Consider the following 24426-nt stretch of genomic DNA (forward strand, 5'->3'; position numbering starts at 1 on the left):
AATTTATGGCTTTTGATTGATTTAATCAAAATAAATACATTCGTCAGTCACAATACCGTTTATGTTCGATGATTCAACGCTTTGGCGCGGCACAATTTTAAATAAATATAAAAAAGATTACTCCAAATAAGTGGAGTAACCTTTACAATTTAATTATAGGATATGAATGTGTTTTCTATTTAAATTTGAAGCTCATTCCAAACATAAAGTTGGTGCCCGCCTGAGAAAAATAATAGGGCGTTTGATCGTAGACAAAACCGTTATTGACATACTTTTTATTGAAAATATTGTTCAGTAAAAATTTAAAATCGATTTCCGTTCTTTTTAGATTTAAAGTATATTTCGCATTAAAATCGGCTAGGAAATAATCTTCGAGTTGTAATTCTTTATTATTCGTGTTGTCTAAATATTGGCTTCCAACGTATTGATTTTGAAGTCCTAAACTAAAATTAGATGCTGGTGAATAATTTAATAAAATATTACCGATAATATTTGGTGAAAATGAAATTGGAGTATTTCCAAGATTCTCGAATCCGGTTGTTGTCTTGTTTTTAAAATCAATGTTTTCATTCTTACTAAGCGTAAAATTCCCCGAAATGTTCCATTGATCAGAAAGCTTTGCAAGTGCTCCTACTTCAACACCCATGCGGTATCCATTCGCATTAGTTCTGATGGCAGAACCTATACTGTTAATTTCACCGGATAAAACCAACTGATCGCTGTATTTCATGTAATACAAATTGGTGGTAAAAGAGACTACACCAAAAGATTTTTCCAACCCAGCTTCAAAATCGTGAAGTTTTTCTGCCTTGACCCCAGGGCTGGCGAAAAGGTCATCTCTATTGGGTTCACGATGAGCGTGTGCGTAAGAGAAAAATAGTTTGCCTGAATTTATTTTATAATTAACACCAGCTTTTGGATTAAAGAATAGCCAATTTCGTTCTAAGTTTACACCTTCACTATCTCCTTGCTGAATTATTTTCGTGTCGTAATTAATGTTTCTAAGTTGCAGATCCCCATATAATTCAAATTCATTTAATTTCACGATTGCTTTTGCAAAACCTGACAATTCGTTTTTTATAGATCGGTTCCGATAGTATTCGTGTTCTTTCACATTGGTAAGTTGTACGCCAGTTACATTGCCGAAATGTCTGCCATAATATTGGTTTCCAACAACTCCAAAATTTACATCGATATTATTAAATTTACCGTAAAGAGTAGAAACTGCTCCGTAGAAATCATTGTCTAACCATTTTTTTCTTATAAAATCAGACTTTGCTAGGGGAAGGCCATTTACTACTGGTATTTGTAGATTGTAATCGGCGAATTTAGCCGCCCATTGATCATTTTCATCGACTTGTTTGTAATTTTCATAATACCCTTTTCCATCGGTGTAATGAAAAGTAGTTTCTAAGTTCCAATTCGGATTAAGGTTTTGTTCCCACAATAATTGGTAATGATTTTGTTTGTAATTATCAGTTTCATTATCATAAAATTTCTTTTCACCAGTGGCAAGATCTTTATATTTGCCGGATCCATTAGTTCGAGGGTCCTTTTCATATTTCTCTTTGCTAATGCCGTTCCAAGCTTGGTAGGTTTTTTCCTTACCACCAAAAGCCAGCAATCTAATTTTTGTTTTATTCTCTTCAAAAAGCGCCGAAAAATTATAGGAATTCAGATCCGAAAATGCCCGGTCAATATAACCATCAGAATGAATTTTGGTATATCTTCCCATCACAGAAAGGCGGTTGTTCCAGAATTTCCCGCTACCTGCTTCTGCAGAATATTTATAGGTATTGAAAGATCCATAAGAATCATCTGTTTTCAAATAGAATTCGTTCGCTGGGCTTTTGGTAATCACATTTACACTTGCTCCGAAAGCAGAAACTCCGTTTGATGAAGTACCAACCCCGCGCTGAATAATGATCTGAGAAGCAGAACTTGTTAAGTCACCCACATTTACAAAGAAAGTTCCTTGAGATTCTGAATCATTGTAAGGAACACCGTTCAGCATTACATTAATTGCTGTTCCACCAACTCCGCGAATTCTAAATCCAGTATAGCCAACACCATTTCCAGCATCAGAAGTCGAAATCACAGACATTTGATTTTTTAATAAAATCGGTAAATCCTGACCAAGGTTTTTTTGACCTAAATCTTTTTCGACATTAATGATTTCTTTGGTGACGGGCAGTCTTTTGAGAAAGTTGATGCTTTCAATTTCCTTCGTCTTGAGGGAATCTTGCACGGTGTTTTGTGCGAAGTAGAATGGACTTGCGATAAGTCCGAAAAAAATAAATCCTTTCATTCTTTTAATTTTTAAGATTAATTGAATAAAAGGGGTCGATTGTTATACGGTTTCGAGCATCATTTAGAATGAAGCCGAATGGTCCCTAAACAGCATTACCTGTTCCAGGTTCATTGGGTATAATCTCAGTGTTTTACAGCACCCCTTTAATTTCTGGGTGCAAAACTACAATTTTTTTTTTAGTATGCCTTATTATTGAGGTCAATGTAATAATAATTTTTGCCATCTTTTGTGACTTCAAAAAGACGAGCCAGTTTCCAGCTGAAATTTCTTTTAATGTCACTGTATTCAAAAGGGATTATAATATTATTATTTACATCTATAATTCCAAATTTATTTCCTTTTGCGGCAATAATCATTGGATTTTTCAAATCGTCTCCTTCTAAAATATGAAGATATTCGTATTGCGGATAAATGGTGAATTGTCGGTAATCGCCGGGGTTTTCAAACTTTGAATCTTCTATGATACCGTATGCATGATTCATGATATAAGCATGAAATAGTTGGGCTTTGAACTCAGAAGGACATTTTCCCAGATCTTCATTTTTAAAATAATAGACGCGTTTTCCTTGCTTGTTGATTCGAAAATCTCGGTCTCCCAAACGCACTGAGGCATATTCTGAAGTTCCAAACTTTCTCACTTTGGTATTTTTAGAATTTAAAAGATTACAATCCTCCGTGAAAAATCCAACATTGTTATAAATGGGTTGTATAACGGTTTTTCCCTCTTGATTTATATAGCCAAATTTTCCATCTTTATTAAAGGGAATGTGGTTCGGAATAGAGTCATTTACTTTCTTGACATCTGCAATCATTTCTGCTGAAACCGCCGTTCTCGCTGCTGTATGAGTAAGCGTATTATTCTGAGCCGAAAAGAAAGTCATAAAAGTTAGGAAGGATAAAGTCAAAATATTTTTCATCGTCACGTTATTGCAAAATTTTGACCAAATTTAATTAATTATAAATTTCGTAAAATAAAGAAGAGCAATACAATGAGAAGAAGAAGCATAATTCCGTATCGCCCGAAAAGGAATTCCGTCAATTTTGGAAAGCGGTTTCGCAGTGACGTATTATAATAAATCAAAGCAACTACTGTAAATGGTAGCGCTACAACCAATAATGCATTATAGGAAAACGCTTTGGCAATATTAAAATGAAGCAGCTCATGTGTTGCTCTTTGAGCACCGCAACCCGGGCAACTTAGACCCGTCACACTTTTAAAAACACATTTTGGGAAAAACTGATAATGTGTAGGGGAATACCAATAATAGGTGAACCCAACCAAAATTAAGGTGATAAAAATTAAGCTAAACTGTATTTTTTTTTGGATCATTGGGAGGTTCTATTTTCTATAATTGAAGCATTTTTTTAAGAATAGAAAACATTATAATTGCTAAAAATAGGAAAAATAGAAATAAAGCATCATATTTATACTTATTCTAAATGAGTTTAAGACAGCTTTCCTTAAAAAATTTTGTAATTTTGAATTTCTTAAACTGCAAATAAAAAAATAAAAATATGACTTTCGACATTGATATGATTAAGAAAGTGTACGAGCGCTATCCTGAAAAGGTCCAGGCAGCCCGAAACGCTGTGGGAAAACCGCTTACACTGTCAGAAAAAATTCTTTATACTCACCTTTGGGAGGGGAATGCAACGCAATCTTATGAAAGAGGAAATTCCTATGTGGATTTCGCTCCAGACCGTGTTGCGATGCAGGATGCAACTGCTCAAATGGCGCTTTTGCAATTTATGCAGGCCGGAAAATCCAAAGTTGCAGTTCCTTCTACCGCACATGCCGATCACTTGATCCAAGCAAGAGTAGGAGCTGAATCAGATTTACAGGAAGGTATTAATAAAAACTCAGAAGTATTTAATTTTTTAAGTTCAGTTTGTGATAAATATGGTATCGGTTTCTGGAAACCAGGTGCTGGAATTATTCACCAGGTTGTTTTAGAAAATTATGCATTCCCGGGTGGAATGATGATTGGAACCGACTCTCACACTGTGAATGCAGGTGGATTAGGAATGGTGGCCATCGGAGTAGGTGGAGCAGATGCCGTAGATGTTATGGCCGGAATGGCTTGGGAACTGAAAATGCCGAAATTGATCGGTGTTAAATTATCAGGAAGATTAAGCGGATGGACTTCTGCAAAAGATATTATTCTAAAAGTTGCCGGGATTCTTACTGTAAAAGGAGGAACAGGATGCATCGTTGAATACTTCGGCGACGGGGCAAAATCACTTTCTGCAACAGGAAAAGGAACGATCTGTAACATGGGTGCAGAGATTGGAGCAACAACTTCAACTTTCGGATACGACGATTCCATGAGAAGATATTTATCTGCAACAGGAAGACAGGATGTCGTTGACGCTGCTGATAAAATCGCAGATCATTTAACAGGTGACCCTGAGGTTTACGAAAATCCGGAACAATATTTCGATCAGGTAATTGAAATTAATCTGGATGAACTAACACCACACTTAAACGGACCTTTCACCCCAGACTTGGCTACACCTGTAGCGGAGTTTCGCGAAAAGGCTTTAGAGAATGGTTGGCCAATTGAAGTAGAATGGGCCTTGATCGGTTCTTGTACAAACTCCTCTTATGAAGATCTTTCGAGAGCGGCTTCTGTAGTAGAAGATGCGTTTGCAAAAGGCGTAAAACCAAAAGCAATCTTGGGAATTAACCCAGGTTCTGAACAGGTGAAGTTTACAGCGGAAAGAGATGGATTCTTAGATTCTTTCAGAAAATTTGAGTCCGCGAGAATCTTTACCAATGCTTGTGGTCCATGTATCGGGCAGTGGGATAGAGAAGGTTCCGAAAAAGGAGAGAAAAACTCCATTATTCACTCTTTCAACAGAAACTTTGCAAAAAGAGCAGATGGTAACCCAAATACCCACGCTTTCGTAGCTTCGCCGGAAATGGTAGCTGCAGTTGCCATTTCAGGTAGATTAGACTTTAACCCAATTACAGATACTTTAACCAATGAAGCTGGTGAGCAAATAAAATTAAGCGAGCCAACAGGATTTGAACTTCCACCAAGAGGATTTGATGTTGATGATAATGGTTACCAGGCGCCTTCGCATGACGGGTCAACCGTTGAAGTTAAGGTGAGCCCAACTTCAGACCGACTTCAATTATTGGAGCCTTTCCAACCTTGGGACGGAAAAAATATTACCGGTGCCAAAGTTTTAATTAAAGCATTCGGAAAATGTACAACCGACCACATTTCGATGGCGGGACCGTGGTTAAAATACCGTGGACATTTAGATAATATTTCAAACAACATGTTGATCGGAGCAGTCAACGCTTACAATATGGAAACCAATACCGTTAAAAACCTTCTAACAGGTGAATACGGCGAAGTTCCTGCGGTAGCGAGAGCGTACAAAGCAGCTGGAGTTCCAACGATTGTAGTGGGTGACGAAAACTATGGTGAAGGTTCTTCCCGGGAGCACGCGGCTATGGAGCCAAGACATCTTGGTGTAAAAGCAGTCTTGGTAAAATCTTTCGCCCGTATCCACGAAACGAATTTGAAAAAACAAGGAATGCTTGGTTTAACGTTTGCCGATAAAGCAGACTACGATAAATTCCAGGAAGATGACACCGTTAACTTTTTAGATTTAGATCAGTTTGCACCAGGGAAACCTCTAACTTTAGAGCTTGTTCATGCAGATGGATCAAAAGATGTTATTGTAACTAATCATACTTACAATGCGCAGCAAATCGCTTGGTATGTTGCAGGGTCAGCTTTGAATCTAATTGCAGCAGAAGCTGCGAGAAATGCATAACAGCTTTCAATATATTTACAAAACCACTCAAGAAATTGGGTGGTTTTTTTATTATTAATTTGAAGCTTGTTGTAACAATTAGTAGTTATGATTGTCTAATTGGACAGAATTACACTTATGACTAAAAAATTATCAGCAGCAATTGTCGCCTTATTATTTTCTCAACTTTATTTTTCACAGGAAAAAACCAATTCAGAAACTAAAGAAAAACAGATAGAAGGCGTTGTTATTACCAAAACTAAAAAAGCCGTTGAACAAAAAGCGGATCGTACCATTTTTGATTTTTCGGAGCAAGAGAGTTTAAATACCGGATCTGCCATGGAGGGAATTAAAAAACTTCCGGGCTTAGTGGCTACCGATATCGCCGGAATGATGTATCAGGGTAAAATGCTGGAGGTTTATCTTAACGGTCGTCCACTCAATATTTCGAGTAACGATTTAAATTCTTTTTTAGAAGGCATGCCCGCAAATTCAATTGAAAGAATTGAAGTCATCACGCAACCCGGAGCAGAATTCCCTGCTTCGTCCGGTGGTGCAATAATGAATATTATTACCAATAAAAATGCAAACAAATATCTAACAGCCACGTATTCGGGAAATTATGCTTTTACGAACGACGATAAATTCCGCAGCAGAACCAATAATTCATTAAGCCTAAATGCAAGAAATAAATATTTTGGTTGGCAATTAAGAGTGGGTCAAAGTTATCGGGAAGGCGAAATGATGAGCAATCAGGATAATCTGGTTTTTTCAAATACGGAGCGCGTTAGCCGTGGAGCTTTTGCAAAAGCCGGGATTACGGTCGACCTTAATTATGACAAGTTGTTGCTGAATTACGATATTTATCATAATAATAATGATAATACGACTTCAAGTAATGGTTCCTATCTCTTACCTACCGCTGGACTTAATCAATATACCGCCTTAGATGCTGCCAATACCAATAATTTAAGACAGGAAATTGTAGCGACTTACCAGAAAAGATTTGATGATAAAAATAAAAAACTAGATTTCGAAGCGGGATATTCCAGAGCTGACAATGCATTCTACCAAGATAATATTTACAATCGTTCAACGCTTTTGGGAGATCTAAATTTGGGACGCTATTTAGATAATACCTCTTTAATGCAGGTTTCTAATTTTAAAGTTGATTTTTCGCAGCCGATTAAAATTTTAGATGAAGGTAAAATAAGTTTGGGCGGTTTGTATGAACACCAAATGTTCGACACCGAAAGTGAAGGAATTACCAACCTGGAATATGAAAGAAATACCGCATCAAGTTATGTGGAGTTTCAGACAAAGTGGAAGAAGTTTGATTTCACATTGGGAACCAGAGCAGAAAACTATGATATTTCCGGAACAACAAGACTAAGAGATGAAAATGGAATATTGCAGGAAGGAGAGTTAACCCCTTTTAATAAGTTTAAACTTTTCCCCAACGCAAGTGTGCAGTATAGCTTTATGAACCAGCTTTATCTCGCTTTTAATTATAATAAGAAAATTACGTTGCCAAGTATATCTGCATTAAATCCGAACAATAATACCTTTGAAGGGCCTAATTCCACCAATATTGGTAATCCTTATTTGCAGCCCACTATTTATGACAATTTTGAAATTAAACTTTCTGCCTTTGATTATGCTTTTATTGGATATAATGTTTCTTCGATTAATAATCAAGTGGCACAGTCCCTTTCCCGGGAAGGTGATGTCATAAAGAATGAACAGGTGAACATTCCAAACATGAGAATTCACAATTTCAATATTGGGTTACCAGTACCTTTTATGATTTTCACCCAGCCGCTGAGTGAGATTATGAAGATGAATTTTAATGCTGATAAAATTAATTTTCTCTATGTGTATGCGGGTTACATGAAACATGAGATTAAGGAGATCGATCCGAAAGGGATGTGGATTGTAAATCTGATGGCGCAGGTTATTTTGCCACAGAATATCAAAATGACGGCGAATTACAATGTGCTTTCGAAAAGAGCAGGATTTTATTATTTTGAATCTGAACAGCCTTTTAACAACAGTTTCGATGTTACTTTTGCCAAAAAATTCATGAATGACCGATTGACGTTGTCGGTTTATGGAAAAGATTTGTTTAATACTCAGGAAACCCAACTTCATTCCAGACCAATAACGGGGCAAGCTGTTTTTCTTTATAATAAAACAGATACCAGAAATTTCGGTTTTTCTGTGAATTATAAAATCCCGACCAAAAATAAACTCGCAAAAGAAGATTCTAATCTTTTAAATAATGATAAAAAAGAAGATACAGGAATGGTTCCTTTGCCATAGATTCCCGTTTCATTTCCATTCATCAAAAAGCCGTGCGAATTGCAGGGCTTTTTATATTTCAAAGAGATTTTTTAATTTAAACTCAGTAAAGTAATGTTCAGAGAAGCATCTGATAAATTTGCAACCTGTCCATCTGAATACATGTATAATCTTACCAAATCACCTTGATCAAAATAGGCGATTCTGGTATAAAGCATCGTCCATCTTCCAGTTCCGGTTGGTGCTGGATTTGTTTGCCAAATGCCATCTGGAATATCAATGTTTGACTTTCCCACTGCTTGGAAAACGCTTCGTGAAGAGCTTCCATCGGTGAGTCTAATGCTCGATTTGATGATATATGTTCCACTTATAGGAATTGTGTACGTATTGTTTGTGGCATTCCACAACCCACCTCCTATATTTTTAGTTACCTGCGGTAAGGGAACGGTAATAAATGCTGTAGCTGGAATAGTTGCATTGGTTGTTGCGCCAGCTCCTGTACCTAAAGTAGCCGTGAATATTGTTGATTTTGGAATGTCTGATCGCCAGTTCGTTCCATCAAAATAATAGCGTCCAATAGCAGTTACTTGTGCTGTGGATTGTACCGTAGAACCTCCCGAAACGTCTGTAACATAAATTAAAGTTCCAGTTTGTGCCGCTGCATAAGTTGTTTTTGCATTTAGTTGTGCCAGCGTTAGTCGTGGCAATATAATTCCATCTGCTTTGGTTGCATCACTTGGATTACCGACTACATCTAAGGTAGCTTTTGGATCGTTAGTATTTACGCCAACATTTTGCGCATTGGTAAAAACAATGAGCAGCAGGGCGAAAAAGAATAAGTTTTTTTTCATAATGATAATTTAATATTTTTTTGCAATGTTACGATAAAAAAATTAAAGCACTTTGATTTTTAGCTTTTTAACGTTTTGTGATCCTAAAATATATTACTCTTCACACGCTTTCCAAACCGCATCATTCTGCGGAACGGGTGCAACTATTTCGACGTTTACATTTGTTACAGGATGAAGAAATTCTAGTTTTCTGGCATGCAAATGAATTCCGCCGTCTGGATTTGAACGGGCAGAACCGTATTTTAAATCGCCCTTAATTGGAACACCGATTTTTGATAATTGCGCGCGAATCTGGTGATGTCTCCCAGTTTCAAGATCAACTTCCAGCAATTGAAAATTATCTAAAATTTTAATCACTTCATAGTTAAGGATAGATTCCTTGGCTCCTTCAGTAACCTTGGGAAAAACTGTCGCTTTGTTATTCTTTTCATTTTTTTGAAGATAGTGAACCAAGCGCTGACTTTTCGGAATATCAACTTTTGGAACCACCGCCCAATAGGTTTTTTTTATCTCCCTATTCTTCACCATTTGCGTCAAACGAGAAAGTGCTTTCGATGTTTTTGCATAAATTACCAATCCCGAAGTCGGTCTGTCAATCCGGTGAACAAGACCTAAAAACACATTTCCCGGTTTATGATCTCTCTTTTTAATAAAATCTTTGATGAGGTCCAGTAATGATAAATCACCCGTTTTGTCACCTTGAACCAGTTGACCGGCCGCTTTATTAATGACTAAAATATGATTGTCTTCGAAAACGATTTGTTCTTCCATTGATGAAATTTAGAAAGGTCAAATTTACGTTAAAATAGAACGAAAATTGACTGAGAGAAATGTCCCTAAGAATTTATATAATTTTTAAGAAAAGCTTTTTGCGAGTCGAAGGCGATCTCTTCTAAATTGAGATCGGATATTTTTATCCAAATGGTTTCAGAAATTTCAGAAAGCTCCAGTTGAACTTCAAATTTGTTCGCGACCTCATATTCATAAAATAGATCTAAAGTATTGTAAAAGATATCTTTATATTCGTATATATTCGGCAGGCTTGCCAAGTATTTCAATTTCGAAATATCAACTTCCATCTGCATTTCTTCCCTAAGTTCCCGTACGCAGGTTTCTTCGGCAGATTCTTTTGGATCTACAAACCCACCGGCCAGATCGAGTTTCCCTTTTTTAGGATCCTGGTTTCTTCGCGTTAAAAGAATTTCGTTCTTATGTTTAATGATCACGGCGACTGCGCCTGCAACATTGTGAAACAAAGAGTAGTCACAATTAGAACAGGACCATTTTTTTTCGCCGTCCCAAAGTAAAGATTCATGGCCGCATTTCGGACAGAACTTCAAATGATTCATAAAGCTTTATTTCGTGGATGATAATTTAGAATAACATCACGCAACTCTTCATTTTTTAAATGCGTGTAAATTTCCGTCGTCGTGATGCTGGAATGTCCCAACATTTCCTGAATATATCGCAAATCTGCACCATTTTGTAAAAGATGCGTCGCAAAGGAATGACGGAAGGTGTGCGGCGAAATCTTTTTGCTGATTCCGGCTTTTTCAGTTAATTCTTTAATAATGATAAAAACAATCACTCTCGACATGGATGAACCTCTGCTGTTTAAAAACAGAATATCTTCACATTTCTTATTGATTTTATATTTCGAGCGAACGTTGGTAATGTAATCTTTAATTAACTGTGAAGTGTAAAGTGCCAGTGGAACAAATCGGCTTTTATCTCCTTTTCCCTCCACCTTCAAATAAGATTCTTTAAAGTTAATGTTTGAAATTTTCAGATCTATAAGTTCAGAAACGCGCAAACCGCATCCGTAAAGAACTTCAATCATGCATTGATTTCTTTTTCCTAAATCGGTATTGATATCGATTGCTATGATGATTCGTTCTACATCTTCAAAGCTTAGCGTGTCCGGAAGGTAAAGTCCCAGTTTTGGTCCTTCTAATAAAGCGGCCGGATTGTCGGTGCGAACCTCATCATCTACCAGATATTTAAAGAAAGATTTGATGGAGGAAACCCATCTTGCCTGTGTTCTTTCACTAAATTTCTTCTTGGAAAGCTGGAACAGATATTCCTGAATATTTTCGTAAGTGATTTCTAAAGGTCCTGTATTTTCGAGGTCAAACTCAGCATAGTCTTTAAGTTTTTTTATGTCTCTTAGATAAGCGTCCAAGGTATTGTCCGAAAAATTACGTTCAAATTTCAAGAAGGTCTCGAAATCTTTAATTTTTTCATCCCAGGTCATCATGTTGTTGTTGTTAAATAAGTTCTGTGTCTTCGATTTTTAAAATTTCAATACCGTGATTTTTTAAAAATTCGATTCCGTCGTTATCTGAATAATCTTGCAGATAAACCAATTTTTTAATTCCTGCCTGCAAAACCAACTTACTGCATTCCTTGCAAGGGGAAAGGGTAAGGTAAAGTGTTGCGTCTTTTGCAGACTGCGTAGAGCCGGCCAACTTTAAGATTGCGTTGGCTTCAGCGTGAAGTACAAACCACTGCGTATTTCCGTTTTCATCTTCGCAGCAGTTATCAAACCCCGAGGGAGTACCATTGTAACCGTCGGAAATGATCATTCGGTCTTTTACAATGAGAGCGCCTACCTGTTTACGTTTGCAATGGGACAGATTTGCCCATACTTGCGCCATTTTTAAGTACGCAATATCAAATTTAGTGATGTCCAAAAATATATATTTAAGTAAAAGATTGTACGTGATATTTTAGAAAGAAGGTTTTCTTTTTTCCAGAAAAGCCGCGACTCCTTCTTTTTTATCATCCATTTCAAATAATTCACCGAAAGCTTTAATTTCAGTTTCAAAACCTGTGGAACTATCGGACTGATTTACTGCTTCAATTGCTTTTGTAATTCCCATTGGGGAATTTTGCGCAATTTGTTTTGCAAGTTCTTTGGTCTTAGTTAAAAGTTCCTCTAAAGCAAAAACATCATTAACCAAACCGATTTCCTTTGCGCGTTGTGCCGGGATCATTTTAGCGGAAAAAATCAGCTCATTGGCTAATCCTTTTCCAACTAATTTTGGCAGTCTTTGCGTTCCTCCATATCCGGGAATTAATCCCAAAGTTACTTCCGGCAAACCTAATCTGGCATTATCTGAAGCGTAACGAATATGGCAAGCCATCGCCAATTCTAAACCACCACCCAAAGCGAATCCGTTTACTGCTGCAATCACAGGTTTGTTTAGGTTTTCTATTTTATTAAAAAGAATGTTTTGTCCATTTCTCGCCAATTCTTCGGCTGCGGAAGTTCCGAAATCCGAAAATTCCTTAATATCCGCACCTGCCACGAAAGATTTTTCACCGCTTCCCGTAATAATGGCAACTCTGCAGTTGGTATCTTTTGAGATTTCATCTAAAGCATTGCTCAGTTCCATAATCGTTTTTGCATTCAGTGCATTTAAGCTTTGTGGTCGATTAATGGTGATGATCGTGGTTCTATCTTCGTGATCGATGAGTATATTTTCGTAAGACATTTTTTTTAAATTAATTATTTATTATTGTGCAAATTAGTGATAATACTTGAATTATGAAGGGCACATTACTAATGATTATTTGCTGAAATCGATTTATTGGTTAAAATTGTTCGTTATGACGGAGAATGATTCATCATGTTTGCATTGATGTTGATCTGCAATCCCTGCGCAATTTTCATCCCCAAGTCAATATTTGCCCGGAAAAAATGACAGAGCTGTCGATTGATGATTTCATCTCTCTTTTCCCCTGAAATCCCAGACATCGACGTAATGATGTTTTTAATTAAATTTTGACGGGCACTTTCGTCCATCGCTTTGGTGTACAATAATCCGGGTTGTGTAAAATGATCATCGTCATTTTCATTTCGGTTAAAATTTGCCACATGCGTACCGTTCAGATCTTCTTCGTAATTTGCATATTTATGATCTGGTTTAATGGCATCGAAACTGTTCGGATAATAATTGGGTGCATCTTTATAATGACTCGAATCTGCCATAGCGCCATCACGCTGATAATTGTTTACTGTAAAAGGGCATCGGTTCACTTCAAGAAGATGGGAGTTAGCGCCCACACGATAGCGGTGTGCATCCGGATAGGAGAAGAGTCGGCCCTGCAACATTTTATCGGGAGAAAAGCTGATTCCATTAATTAAATTGCTGGGGGAAAAAGTAGCCTGTTCCACATGCGCAAAATAGTTCACCGGAATTTCATTTAATTCCATTTCTCCTACTTCAATTAATGGGAATTCGTCGTGAAACCAAACTTTAGTGACATCAAAAGGATTCCAGCGGAAATCTTGAGCTTGATCTTCGGTCATGACTTGTATAAAAAGTTTCCATTTCGGGAAGTTTCCGTTTTCTATCGCATTTACTAAATCTTCCTGCGCGAAATCAGGATTTATACCCTTCATCTGTTGGGCTTCTTCTTCATTAAAATTCTTAATTCCCTGTTGCGATTTAAAATGAAATTTCACCCAAACTCTTTCATTCGCTGCATTGATCATGGAATAGGTGTGAGACCCAAACCCGTGCATGTGACGGTAGCCGTGTGGTGTTCCGCGATCTGACATCAATATTAAGACCTGATGAAGTGATTCTGGATTCAAACTCCAAAAATCCCACATCATCGTGGCACTTTTCAAATTGGTTTTTGGCAGCCTTTTTTGGGTATGAATAAAATCTGGAAATTTTTTTGCGTCTTTAATGAAAAATACCGGCGTGTTGTTTCCCACCAGATCCCAGTTTCCTTCTTCGGTATAAAATTTTAAAGCGAAACCGCGTGGATCTCGTTCAGTATCTGCGCTTCCTTTTTCCCCACCCACAGTAGAAAAGCGGGCAAACATTCTGCAGGAATTTCCCACTTTAGAAAAAAGGTGTGCTTTGGTATATTGGCTAATATCGTGAGTTACAGTAAATGTTCCGTACGCTCCTGTTCCTTTCGCGTGAACAACTCTTTCGGGAATGCGCTCGCGTACAAAATGGGCCAGATTTTCCTGTAGCATAAAATCCTGTAGCAAGACCGGGCCTCGCGGTCCTACGGTTTGAGAATCCTCATGATCACTATAAGGAATTCCAGAGGCATTGGTGAGTTTATAATCGCTCATTAATAAAGGTTTTTTAAAGTTCAAATTTATTTAAAAATTATGTAAATACTACAAAATCTAAGTATATTTGGCATTGATAAAATTAATCAAATGAATATTCAGCAACTAGAATATCTTATCGCCGTAGATAAATATAAGCACTTTGGAAATGCAGCTCAGGCATGTTTCATTACACAACCGACTTTAAGCGCCATGATCCAGAAGTTTGAGGACGAAATGGATGTTAAGATATTCGACCGTACCACTCATCCGATCCGTACAACTGACGTTGGAGCTCAATTGATTATTGAAGCAAAAAGAGTGATTGATGCTATAAATGAATTGAAAAGCAAAGCCAATTTACTGAACAATGTTTTGGCGGGAAAATTAAATTTAGGAATTATTCCTACCGTTTCAGGTTTTATTTTGCCTACAGAAATTTTTGAATTTCTAAAAAACCATCCGAAGATTGAACTTAATGTAAAGGAAATGACCACCGACAATATCATTAAAGCTTTGAAATCGGGGGAGCTCGACGCAGGAATTATTTCCACTCCTTATACCGCGGCCAATGAGTTTTATCATGACTTTTTATTTAATGAAGAGTTGATGCTGTACACTTCTGATGACAGCGAGGATCAAAAAAAAGACAGTTTTGTAATTCCTGAAAAGATAGATGTTCAGAAAGTATGGCTTCTTGAAGAAGGGAACTGCCTGCGAACACAGTTTGAAAATATCTGCGAACTTCGGGAAAATACGGTAACGCCTAAAAATCTTGAATTCGTTGCGTCGAATATTAATACTTTAATTCAACTTGTAGATAAATTAGGAGGAATGAGTATTCTGCCGGAATTGGCGATTGAGCAATTGGCAGAACACCAACAAGAAAAAGTAAAAAGATTCCGAAAGCCTTTTCCTTACCGAGAAATTTCGGTGATTTATTTCAAGCCGACTTATAAACAAAAAATACTGGATGAGCTGATTCTTTTCATCGCAGATTCTCTAAAATCCAAATTAAATTACAACAAAAACCCGGAAGATTTTGTCGGCATAAAACCCCAATAAGTTTTTATACTCAATTAATTTTGTGCTTTGGTAAATAGTACCTAAATTTGCAGACGATAATTCTCGAGAGGAAAAATTTGTACTGATTGCAACCTCATTAAAAAATGCTAAAACCGATATTCTCTTTTAGTTTCTTTTGCAATCCAGAATTTTTACTTCTTTTTTTAATCATAAAAAAACAAAAGAAATATGTCTTATTTATTTACCTCTGAGTCGGTTTCCGAAGGACATCCGGATAAAGTAGCTGACCAGATTTCTGATGCCTTGATCGATAACTTTCTTGCCAATGATCCGAATTCCAAGGTAGCCTGCGAAACGCTTGTTACTACAGGTCAGGTTGTTTTGGCGGGCGAAGTGAAATCTAAGGCTTATCTTGATGTTCAGGATATTGCCCGAAAAGTCATCAATAAAATCGGTTATACGAAGGGAGAATATATGTTTAATGGGGATTCTTGTGGAGTTATTTCTGCGATTCATGAACAGTCTCCGGATATTAACCAGGGAGTGGACCGAGCTCATGAAGATGACGATTTCGAAAGTAAGGCAAACAAACAGGGTGCAGGTGATCAGGGAATGATGTTTGGTTATGCGACCAACGAAACTGAAAACTATATGCCTCTGGCCTTAGACTTGGCACATACCATTTTGAAAGAGTTGGCTATTCTCCGAAGAGAGAATGATGCGGTGAAATATCTTCGTCCTGATGCAAAATCTCAGGTTACGATCGAGTATTCAGATGATCACAAACCCGTAAGAATTGATTCCATTGTGATTTCTACCCAACATGACGATTTCGGAAGCGAAGAAGCCATGTTAGCGAAAATCAGAAAAGACATGATTGAAATTTTGATCCCGAAAGTTAAAGCACAACAAAAGAGAGAGATTCAGGACTTGTTTAATGATACCATTAAATACCACATCAATCCAACAGGGAAATTTGTAATTGGTGGACCACACGGAGATACAGGTTTGACGGGAAGAAAAATCATCGTTGATACCTATGGTGGAAAAGGAGCCCACGGTGGTGGTGCATTTTCTGGAAAAGATCCATCGAAAGTTGACCGAAGTGCCGCTTACGCAGTTCGTCACATGGCGAAAAACTTAGTTGCCGCAGGAGTTGCAGATGAGATTTTGGTGCAGGTTTCTTACGCGATTGGAGTTGCAGAACCTTGCGGTCTGTATATCAATACGTATGGAACTTCAAAATTAGGCTTACACGATGGTGAAATCGCACAGAGAATTCAGAAAATATTTGATTTACGACCTTACGCCATTGAGCAAAATCTAAAGTTAAGAAATCCAATATATGAGGAAACAGCGTCTTATGGTCACATGGGAAGAGAACCTTATATCGCCGATAAAACTTTTAAAAGAGCAAATGGAGAGGATTTGGTGATGAAAGATTTAGAGTTCTTTACCTGGGAAAAACTTGATAAAGTAGACCAGATAAAGAAAGAATTTAATCTGTAAGATATTTTAATAAACTGCTTTTTCAGAAATGTTAAAGCAGTTTTTTTATCTTTATACCCAACAAAATTTTTAGTGATGAAGACCAAATATATTTTCGCCCTTATAATGATGACTTTTCTTTCTGGGATTTCCCAGGCACAGCTTACCGTGCACAAAATGGTTCATGTGGGATACGTCTATCAAAATCAAAGTTTTGCCGAACTTGGCGGGCGTTTACTGTTTCTAAACAATGACGATGTAATTTATCGTTTGGGAGTAGCCGGAATGATGGGTAATGCCAATGGAAAGTTTGCAGTCATGCCAAAAGTTCAGGGAGATATCCTGCTTAATTTCCAGCGCAACGTAGATCTTTATCACTCTTTTTATTTTTTAGCCGGTGCCGAAGCGACCACTAAATATATAGCTCCCAAAGCCGGAGTTACCTTATTTGGACTCCTGGATCTTACCGGAGGTTATGCTTTTCCCATAGATAATGAAGGTATTAACGGTAAAAAACTAAAGGGCCTAAATATTAACTTCACGCTAAATCTGCCTATTGTGCTGATACATGACTTGCTAAATTAAAATATATTTGAATTTTTCTTAATAAAATTAACATAGTATTAACTTTTTTACTACTTTAGCCATTCGAACTAAACAGTAAATTATAGATTACATAACTCTACAAGTTTTTAAATAATGGATTTTTCAAGGACCCGAATAAAAGTGGGTTTTAAATCCTTTGGTCAATTATAAAAAGAGTTATGAAGACAAATACAGATAGCTGGTTAATCTGCAAGTTCAAAAACGGCGACGAAAAAGCGCTTTCCATTCTAATAGAGCGACATCAAAAAGAAATTTTCACCTATATCTTCTACAAATTAATGGATGAAACCTTGGCAAATGACATTTTCCAGGATACATTCATGAAAATTATTGTCACCTTAAAGGAAGGTCGTTATAAAGAAGAAGGCAAATTCGTCTTGTGGGCCAAAAGAATTGCACACAACCTCATCATCGATTATTACCGCCTTAAAGCCAAGCACAATAAAGTTTCTGAAACCTCTTATGAAAATGAAGAATTTTCCATTTTCGACCTTATCTCTGTTCAGGAAGAAAATATTGAAGAGCAATTGGTTAGCAGACAAATTCAGCATGACCTGATGAGAATGCTCGATTATTTACCCGAGAATCAGCAGGAAGTAATCAAACTCCGTTTTTTTGATGGATTATCATTCAAAGAAATTGCTGAGCAAACGGAGACCAGTATTAATACCACGCTCGGAAGAGTACGATACGCACTCATTAATTTGCGAAAAATTATGGATGAACATCAAATTATTTTAACCAGATAATAATATGTAAAAACTTTCGTTTTTAGTGAAACTTTTCGCCTATGAAAAAAAATGACACTTTAAATGAAAAACTATTGAAACCAAAGAAAGAGACCATCGATTTTTTACTTACCTATTCTAAAAATCTGAATGTATTAAAATCAAAGTCTAAAATTCACATTGTTTCCAAGAACTAGTCTTAATTTACTTAAATTTGTGCTGTATGAAAATTCAGCACATTTTTTTTGACCTCGACAATACCCTTTGGGATCACCGCGGAAACGCTTATTTAACCTTAAAAGAAATTTTTAAAAGAGAAGAAGTCCGCGAAAAATACAATCTTGATTTTGAAGATTTCCACCGCGAGTATTTTACCATTAATGAACGGCTTTGGGAACAAATCCGCGATGGCGAAATTGATAAGGACTATTTAAGGCAACACCGCTTCTACGATTCTTTCCTTTTTTTCGGAATTGATGATCTTGCGTTGGCCCAAACTTTTGAAAATAATTTCCTGGACGAAATTCTTAATTTTAATGACTTGGTTCCCGGCGCTTTTCAAATTTTAGAATATCTATATGACAAAGGCTACCATATTCATATTCTTTCCAATGGATTTAAAGAAGTAACGCACCGTAAATGTGAATTGTCGGGAATTCATAATTATTTTCAAACGATTACGAGCGCTGATGAAATTAACATTCGCAAACCAAAACCGGAGATTTTTGACTACGCTTTAAAAAAAGCAAATGCTGCTCCCGAAGAGTCTATGATGATTGGTGATGACTGGATTGCAGATGTTGAAGGAGCAAAATCATTTGGTTTAGAGGTGGTGTATTTTGATGTCTTCGATGACAAATTTGAGGCTGATGGTGTAAAAGTCATCAAAAAATTAGTAGAACTCAAAGATATTTTATAAAAAAAAAGAAGCCGTCTCAATACTGAGGCGGTTTTTTCTGTGTTTAACATTTGTCAGTTTTAAAGGGTTTTACTATCTTTAAGTATTGATAATCAATTATATGAGTATTAAATTTAAAGATTATAACCAGCAACAAAATTGGTTATTCCCACCATCAATCGAGGAATTGATTCCAGAAAATCATCCCGTTCGGGTCGTTAATGGAATTATTGAACAACTGGATTTACGATTGCTCATTGAAGAGTATAGTAAAGATGGCAAACCGAGCTTTCATCCCAAGATGATGCTTAAGGTGATGGTTTACGCTTATATGGATAATACGTATTCCAGCAGGAAGATCGAAAAAGCGATGCGTGAGAATATTAATTTTATGTGGTTGTCCGCTCAACAGGTCGCAGACCATAACACCATCGCACGTTTTCGGAGCAAGAAACTCAAGACTATTTTCAAAGACATTTTCAAACAGGTCGTCCTGTTATTAGCAGAGGAAGGACTCGTTAGCTTGAAAGAAGTTTTTACCGATGGAACTAAGATAGAGTCTATTGCCGGGAGATATACCTTCGTTTGGGGCAATGCCATTAAAACCAGAAAAGAGAAGATGGCAGAACAACTTGAACAAATGTGGAACTATGCCCAAAGCATTGCTGAGGAAGAAGACAGCGATCCTACACCACCGGAGTTTAAAACCATCGATAAAGACAAAATAGAGAAGACCGCCAAGAAAATAGAAGAGATCATCAGCAAAAACCCGAAGGCATCCACCAAAGCAAAGGCAAAATTAAGATACATTCAAAAGAATTTTTCTCAGAACCTGGATAAGTACCAGGAGCAGGAAAAGGTTTTGGACGGACGTGGCAGTTATAGTAAGACCGATCCCGATGCCACATTTATGCGCATGAAAGATGATCATATGCAGAATGGTCAACTTAAACCCGCCTACAACGTGCAGGTAAGTTCTGAATCCCAGTTTGTTATTCATTATACTTTACACCAAACCACCAATGATTTAAATACGCTTAAACCACATCTCAATACTTTTGAAGAACTTTATCAGTTTTTGCCGGAAGAACTTACTGCTGATGCTGGTTACGGCAGTGAAGAAAATTATGATTTTCTGGAAGAGAAAAATATAGAAACCTTCGTAAAATACAACACCTTCGATAAGGAACAGGGTATTTTAAAATCGAAAAGAAAGAAAATCAACGAAGACTTTCACCGCGATAAACTTTATTATAACGAAGAGAACGATCAGTATATCTGTCCGATGGGGCAACCGATGAATAAAATCACCAACCGAAATCGAAAAACAAAAAGCGGTTATGCTCAGACAAGTTCACTGTACCAGGCTCAAAACTGCACCGGTTGTCCGCTGCGAGGGGCTTGCCATAAAGCCCAGGGAAACAGAATAATAGAACGCAACCAAAATTTAGAACGGCATAAGGAGAGAGTTCGGGAAAACATCTTGAGTGAAATCGGAGAAATAAAACGCAAACAACGCACGGCGGATGTAGAACCCGTCTTTGCACATATCAAATCCAATCGGAACTTCAAGCGTTTTACACACAAAGGAATAGAAAAAGTGGAATTAGAGTTCGGATTACACGCTTTAGCACACAATCTAAGAAAAAAGAGTGCTTAAGTAAGAGCACATTTTTATCCTAATGTGCAAAAATCACAAATAATCAAAATTTAACGCTTTACAAAAGAAAATAAAAAAACCGCCTCAAATTTTATTTTGAGACGGCTTCCTTTTGTCCTAGTTTAGAAAATTATACGCCCAAGCTTTCTCGTACGCGTTTTAATGTTTCCTGTGCAATCGCTCTAGTTTTCTCCGCGCCTTGCAGTAGTTTTTCTTCCAGTTCCGGAAGATTGTTCATGTAATAAGTAAACAGTTCTCTTTCCTTCGCAAATCGGGTCAGAATTAAATTAAGCAACTCTGTTTTCGCATGTCCGTAACCAAAGTTTCCGGCGAGATATTTTTGTCTTAAAATATCAGTTTCTTCCGGTGTGGCAATGAGTTCGTAAAGTGCAAAAACTTTATCGGTTTCCGGATCTTTTGGATCTTCCAGAGATTTAGAATCCGTTTCAATTCCCATCACCTGCTTTTTCAATTCCTTTTCCGGTAAGAAAATATTAATGATGTTTCCTCTTGATTTCGACATTTTATTTCCGTCGGTTCCCGGAACATATTTTGTGTCTTCCTGTAATTCAGCTTGTGGCAACACGAAAACTTCTCCCATTTGGTGGTTGAATCTCGCGCCCATGTCCCGCGCCATTTCCAAGTGCTGTAACTGATCTTTTCCTACAGGAACTACTTCTGCATTATATAAAAGAATATCTGCCGCCATTAAAACAGGATAAGTAAATAAACCGGCGTTTACATCATCTAAGCGGTCAGCTTTATCTTTAAAAGAATGAGCCAGGGTTAATCTTTGGTAAGGAAAAAAGCAGGATAAATACCAGGAAAGTTCACAAACCTCCGCGATATCACTTTGTCTGTAGAAAAATGTTTTCTCCGTGTCTAAGCCGCACGCAAGCCAGGCAGCAGCGATTTCGTACGTGTTTTGCTTTAGTTCTTCTGCATTTTTAATCTGCGTTAAAGAGTGCAGATTCGCGATAAACAAAAACGATTCGTTGTCTGGTTTTTTCGAAAGTTCGATGGCGGGAATAATTGCTCCCAATAAATTTCCAAGGTGTGGAGTACCTGTAGCCTGGATTCCGGTAAGTATTCTGGACATTTTTTTGTTGTATTAAAAAACAAAAATACAAAAGAAATACCGCGCGACAAACCTAAACAAGTGACTTTAACCGATCTTTATCGGTTTGAGTAATGGTTTCAATGATATTTTTTTGACGAGGGCTGGTTTTTTTTAATCAACTGGTTTTTGAACAGCAACAATGCAGGCCCCAGAGTTGCCGCAATAACAATCCGTTATAAATTCTAGATTTTCGCTCAATTTCATTATTGATTTCCTGGGATTCTAAATTTTGAGTATTCAGATATCGATTTAAAGATTTCCATTCATTCTGCTCCAATGTTTTCTGAACATATTTTTTCATGAATATCCAGCACCAAGAGAATATTTTTTAATTTGATAATTGGTCACTATTTAAAGAATGACCACTTTACTACCACCAAATTTAGGATCCACACCGAAAAATAAATCCCAGAATACTTTGACTCTTGCCAAATATTCCCGCAGATTGGTTGTAAGACCGGCCTTTTTATCCACATCTTTTGCATTATATCCGTAAGCGGTAATGCCTTTTTTCTGAGCCAGAAAGACAGCTCTTTCATTATGGAAACGTTGCGAAATAATGATATACGATTTCTGTCCGAAAATTTCTTTTGCCCGAACCACAGAGTCTAAAGTGCGCAATCCCGCAAAATCCAGAAATATTTTAGATTTTGGAATTCCTCTTTCGACCAATTCAGTTTGCATATCTTCAGGTTCATTATAATCTTTCGTAGAATTATCGCCACTCACGATGATGTAAGTGATTTTGCCGGATTTATACAATTCTTCTGCGGCATCCATTCGATAATAGAAGTAAGGATTCTTTCCGCCATTTTTCAGGGTTTTCGACGTTCCCAAAACCAAACCCACTTTTTCACTGGGAAGTTTTGAGATATTTTCAGTCACGTAATCTTCGGTATTATATTCAATGGTATGATTTGCCCACACAATAAAAATAAATCCTAACGCAAGAAGCACCAGGACTATTTTGAGGGTATTTTTAAAAAATCTCATTCTTCTACTTAAAAATCAAAGCCATTAGGAAAAGCTTTCTTCCGAAAAATAATCAATAAAGCTGCACCAACTGTAATTGCAGAATCGGCAACATTAAAAATATATTTAAAAAATTCAATATGCTTTCCGCCAATGATGGGCCAGCTCGCCGGAACATTCCAGTCGACTAAAGGGAAATGTAGCATATCAACCACACAACCTTTCATAAAAGTAGAGTAGCCTTCCCCAAAAGGCACGACTTTCGAAATGCCGCCATATTCAATCCATCTGCCGATGCTTTCGTCATAAACAGTACCGCTGTCGAAAAGCATTCCGTAAAACATTCCGTCAATTAAGTTTCCTATGGCGCCGGCAAAGATAATGGTCATGGGCACGATCAAATAGTTGCTTGCGCCTTCTTTCAGCCATTTATTGAAGAGGTAAACCATTCCGCCCACCAAAAACACACGAATGATTACCAACGCATATTTACCGAGTAATCCGCCAAAATGAAAACCATAGGCCATTCCTGGATTTTCTACAAAGGTGAGTTTAAAACCTGGAAAAACAGAAACGCTCTCACCAAGATTAAAATGAGTTTTTATGTAAAATTTCGAAACCTGATCAATTAACAGAACGATAAGAGTGATTAGAGCTATCTTTTTCATTATAAGTCGTTCTTTGGTTTGTCTTTATAGGTTCTTGCAGGTTTATCTGCTCTTTTGGTTGTGCTTTTGGGTTCAGGTTTTGGAGCAGTATTATGATTTCGGGTATGAAATTTTTCATATCTAATGCCCATGTCTTTCATCACACTTTTCAGCGCATTGAGTTCCATTTGGTTTTTCGGATGTACAATAAGGGATTCCATTTTCTAATTTGTTTTTTTTGAGAGTTCATCAAGCCGTTGTTTATCTTTTGGCGACAGATCACTCAAGCCGTTTTTTCCTATTTTACTCAAGAGTTCATCAATTTCGTTTTGTCTTTCTTTTCTTTCTGCATTAAAACGATCATCAATGGTGTAATATTTCTCTTTATTCGGAATAAATTTTTCCTTCAGGTTTTTTCGAAAAAAGTAGATGAATATTACCGCTACTGCAAGTAAAATAAGCAAGGTGTTCATGAGTTTAAAAGATAAATGTACAAAGTATTCTGTATAGAAATCTACAGGCTACTTTGTACATTATTGAAGTAAACGATTATTTTAGCGTTGCATGTTTTTCGCTTCAATGCTTAAAGTTGCGTGAGGAACTGCCATTAATCTTTCTTTCGGAATTAATTTTCCCGTAACTCTGCAAATCCCGTAGGTTTTGTTTTCAATACGAACCAAGGCGTTCTTTAAATCACGCACAAATTTTTCCTGTCTTCCTGCGAGAATCGAGTTTTGCTCTTTGCTTAAGGTTTCAGCACCTTCTTCAAATGCTTTAAATGTTGGCGAAGTATCATCAGTTCCATTATTTTGATCATTGATGAAACTTTCTCTAATTAACATTAAATCTTTTTCAGCTTTCTCTATTTTTCCCTGAATAACTTCTTTAAATTGCTGCAGGTCAGCATCGCTGTACCTTTGTCTGTCTTCTCCCATAATTGTATTTTTTTAATTAATTTGTAGATTCT

24 protein-coding genes are annotated in these 24426 nt (G+C 37.0%); 8 read left to right on the top strand and 16 right to left on the bottom strand.

The window, feature by feature from the left end:
* Positions 1 to 175 precede the first annotated feature (175 nt).
* From EIB73_RS11490 to EIB73_RS11500, 3 genes are all read right to left on the bottom strand, one after another.
* Positions 176 to 2308: a TonB-dependent receptor gene (locus tag EIB73_RS11490; RefSeq protein ID WP_125025411.1), complete on the bottom strand. Its 2133-nt coding sequence runs from the start codon at positions 2306 to 2308 to the stop codon at positions 176 to 178.
* 179 nt (positions 2309 to 2487) lie between these two features.
* The gene (locus tag EIB73_RS11495) at positions 2488 to 3228 is read right to left on the bottom strand and encodes a WG repeat-containing protein (RefSeq protein ID WP_125025412.1); all 741 of its coding nucleotides are present in this window, start codon (positions 3226 to 3228) and stop codon (positions 2488 to 2490) included.
* A gap of 38 nt (positions 3229 to 3266) precedes the next feature.
* Positions 3267 to 3641, bottom strand: coding sequence for a DUF2752 domain-containing protein (locus tag EIB73_RS11500; RefSeq protein ID WP_125025413.1), 375 nt, complete (start codon positions 3639 to 3641; stop codon positions 3267 to 3269).
* Between the two features lie 185 nt (positions 3642 to 3826).
* Between EIB73_RS11500 and EIB73_RS11505 the strand changes: the two genes are divergently transcribed.
* Positions 3827 to 6103, top strand: coding sequence for an aconitate hydratase (locus tag EIB73_RS11505; protein ID WP_125025414.1), 2277 nt, complete (start codon positions 3827 to 3829; stop codon positions 6101 to 6103).
* A 117-nt stretch (positions 6104 to 6220) separates the two neighbouring features.
* Positions 6221 to 8404, top strand: a complete 2184-nt coding sequence (locus EIB73_RS11510; RefSeq protein ID WP_125025415.1) for an outer membrane beta-barrel protein — start codon at positions 6221 to 6223, stop codon at positions 8402 to 8404.
* A gap of 71 nt (positions 8405 to 8475) precedes the next feature.
* Here EIB73_RS11510 and EIB73_RS11515 read toward each other — a convergent pair whose 3' ends face one another.
* The 7 genes from EIB73_RS11515 to EIB73_RS11545 form a co-directional block, all read right to left on the bottom strand.
* Positions 8476 to 9234 carry a hypothetical protein gene (locus EIB73_RS11515; protein WP_125025416.1) on the bottom strand — a complete coding sequence of 253 codons (759 nt, stop codon included), beginning with the start codon at positions 9232 to 9234 and terminating at the stop codon, positions 8476 to 8478.
* A gap of 93 nt (positions 9235 to 9327) precedes the next feature.
* A complete protein-coding gene (locus EIB73_RS11520; RefSeq protein WP_125025417.1) occupies positions 9328 to 10005 on the bottom strand; it encodes an RluA family pseudouridine synthase in 678 nt (225 codons plus the stop codon).
* A gap of 65 nt (positions 10006 to 10070) precedes the next feature.
* On the bottom strand, positions 10071 to 10583 hold the full coding sequence (locus EIB73_RS11525; protein WP_125025418.1) for an NUDIX domain-containing protein: 513 nt from the start codon (positions 10581 to 10583) through the stop codon (positions 10071 to 10073).
* On the bottom strand, positions 10580 to 11488 hold the full coding sequence (xerD, locus tag EIB73_RS11530; protein ID WP_125026109.1) for a site-specific tyrosine recombinase XerD: 909 nt from the start codon (positions 11486 to 11488) through the stop codon (positions 10580 to 10582). Before xerD ends, EIB73_RS11525 begins: the two co-directional genes overlap by 4 nt.
* A gap of 13 nt (positions 11489 to 11501) precedes the next feature.
* Complete coding sequence (locus tag EIB73_RS11535) at positions 11502 to 11891, bottom strand: deoxycytidylate deaminase (RefSeq protein WP_262706698.1); 390 nt, start codon at positions 11889 to 11891, stop codon at positions 11502 to 11504.
* Positions 11892 to 11963: 72 nt separating this feature from the next.
* Complete coding sequence (locus EIB73_RS11540; RefSeq protein WP_125025419.1) at positions 11964 to 12731, bottom strand: enoyl-CoA hydratase-related protein; 768 nt, start codon at positions 12729 to 12731, stop codon at positions 11964 to 11966.
* A 113-nt stretch (positions 12732 to 12844) separates the two neighbouring features.
* Positions 12845 to 14335: a catalase gene (locus tag EIB73_RS11545; protein WP_125025420.1), complete on the bottom strand. Its 1491-nt coding sequence runs from the start codon at positions 14333 to 14335 to the stop codon at positions 12845 to 12847.
* Between the two features lie 90 nt (positions 14336 to 14425).
* Between EIB73_RS11545 and EIB73_RS11550 the strand changes: the two genes are divergently transcribed.
* The 6 genes from EIB73_RS11550 (at position 14426) to EIB73_RS11575 (ending at position 20720) form a co-directional block, all read left to right on the top strand.
* On the top strand, positions 14426 to 15379 hold the full coding sequence (locus EIB73_RS11550) for a hydrogen peroxide-inducible genes activator (RefSeq protein WP_125025421.1): 954 nt from the start codon (positions 14426 to 14428) through the stop codon (positions 15377 to 15379).
* Positions 15380 to 15568: 189 nt separating this feature from the next.
* A complete protein-coding gene (gene metK / locus EIB73_RS11555) occupies positions 15569 to 16849 on the top strand; it encodes a methionine adenosyltransferase (RefSeq protein WP_125025422.1) in 1281 nt (426 codons plus the stop codon).
* A gap of 75 nt (positions 16850 to 16924) precedes the next feature.
* Positions 16925 to 17413 carry a hypothetical protein gene (locus EIB73_RS11560; RefSeq protein ID WP_125025423.1) on the top strand — a complete coding sequence of 163 codons (489 nt, stop codon included), beginning with the start codon at positions 16925 to 16927 and terminating at the stop codon, positions 17411 to 17413.
* A 179-nt stretch (positions 17414 to 17592) separates the two neighbouring features.
* Positions 17593 to 18183, top strand: a complete 591-nt coding sequence (locus EIB73_RS11565) for an RNA polymerase sigma factor (protein WP_125025424.1) — start codon at positions 17593 to 17595, stop codon at positions 18181 to 18183.
* Between the two features lie 202 nt (positions 18184 to 18385).
* Complete coding sequence (locus tag EIB73_RS11570; protein WP_125025425.1) at positions 18386 to 19081, top strand: YjjG family noncanonical pyrimidine nucleotidase; 696 nt, start codon at positions 18386 to 18388, stop codon at positions 19079 to 19081.
* Positions 19082 to 19172: 91 nt separating this feature from the next.
* Positions 19173 to 20720 (top strand): IS1182 family transposase, encoded by a 1548-nt coding sequence (locus EIB73_RS11575; protein ID WP_125026051.1) that lies wholly within the window; start codon positions 19173 to 19175, stop codon positions 20718 to 20720.
* A 130-nt stretch (positions 20721 to 20850) separates the two neighbouring features.
* On the opposite strand, the gene trpS is transcribed toward EIB73_RS11575, so the two are convergent.
* The 6 genes from trpS to EIB73_RS11605 all read right to left on the bottom strand — a co-directional run bounded on the left by trpS (position 20851) and on the right by EIB73_RS11605 (position 24394).
* Positions 20851 to 21819, bottom strand: coding sequence for a tryptophan--tRNA ligase (trpS, locus tag EIB73_RS11580; protein ID WP_125025426.1), 969 nt, complete (start codon positions 21817 to 21819; stop codon positions 20851 to 20853).
* A gap of 372 nt (positions 21820 to 22191) precedes the next feature.
* Positions 22192 to 22833 carry a SanA/YdcF family protein gene (locus EIB73_RS11585; protein WP_125025427.1) on the bottom strand — a complete coding sequence of 214 codons (642 nt, stop codon included), beginning with the start codon at positions 22831 to 22833 and terminating at the stop codon, positions 22192 to 22194.
* A gap of 8 nt (positions 22834 to 22841) precedes the next feature.
* Positions 22842 to 23480: a lipoprotein signal peptidase gene (locus EIB73_RS11590; RefSeq protein WP_125025428.1), complete on the bottom strand. Its 639-nt coding sequence runs from the start codon at positions 23478 to 23480 to the stop codon at positions 22842 to 22844.
* Positions 23480 to 23680 (bottom strand): DUF2683 family protein, encoded by a 201-nt coding sequence (locus tag EIB73_RS11595; RefSeq protein WP_125025429.1) that lies wholly within the window; start codon positions 23678 to 23680, stop codon positions 23480 to 23482. Before EIB73_RS11595 ends, EIB73_RS11590 begins: the two co-directional genes overlap by 1 nt.
* Before the next feature lie 3 nt (positions 23681 to 23683).
* Positions 23684 to 23932, bottom strand: a complete 249-nt coding sequence (locus EIB73_RS11600) for a DUF6576 domain-containing protein (protein WP_125025430.1) — start codon at positions 23930 to 23932, stop codon at positions 23684 to 23686.
* 81 nt (positions 23933 to 24013) lie between these two features.
* The gene (locus EIB73_RS11605; protein ID WP_125025431.1) at positions 24014 to 24394 is read right to left on the bottom strand and encodes a TraR/DksA family transcriptional regulator; all 381 of its coding nucleotides are present in this window, start codon (positions 24392 to 24394) and stop codon (positions 24014 to 24016) included.
* Positions 24395 to 24426 lie beyond the last annotated feature (32 nt).

The organism is Kaistella carnis (assembly GCF_003860585.1).
GTDB classification, from domain to species: Bacteria; Bacteroidota; Bacteroidia; order Flavobacteriales; family Weeksellaceae; genus Kaistella; species Kaistella carnis.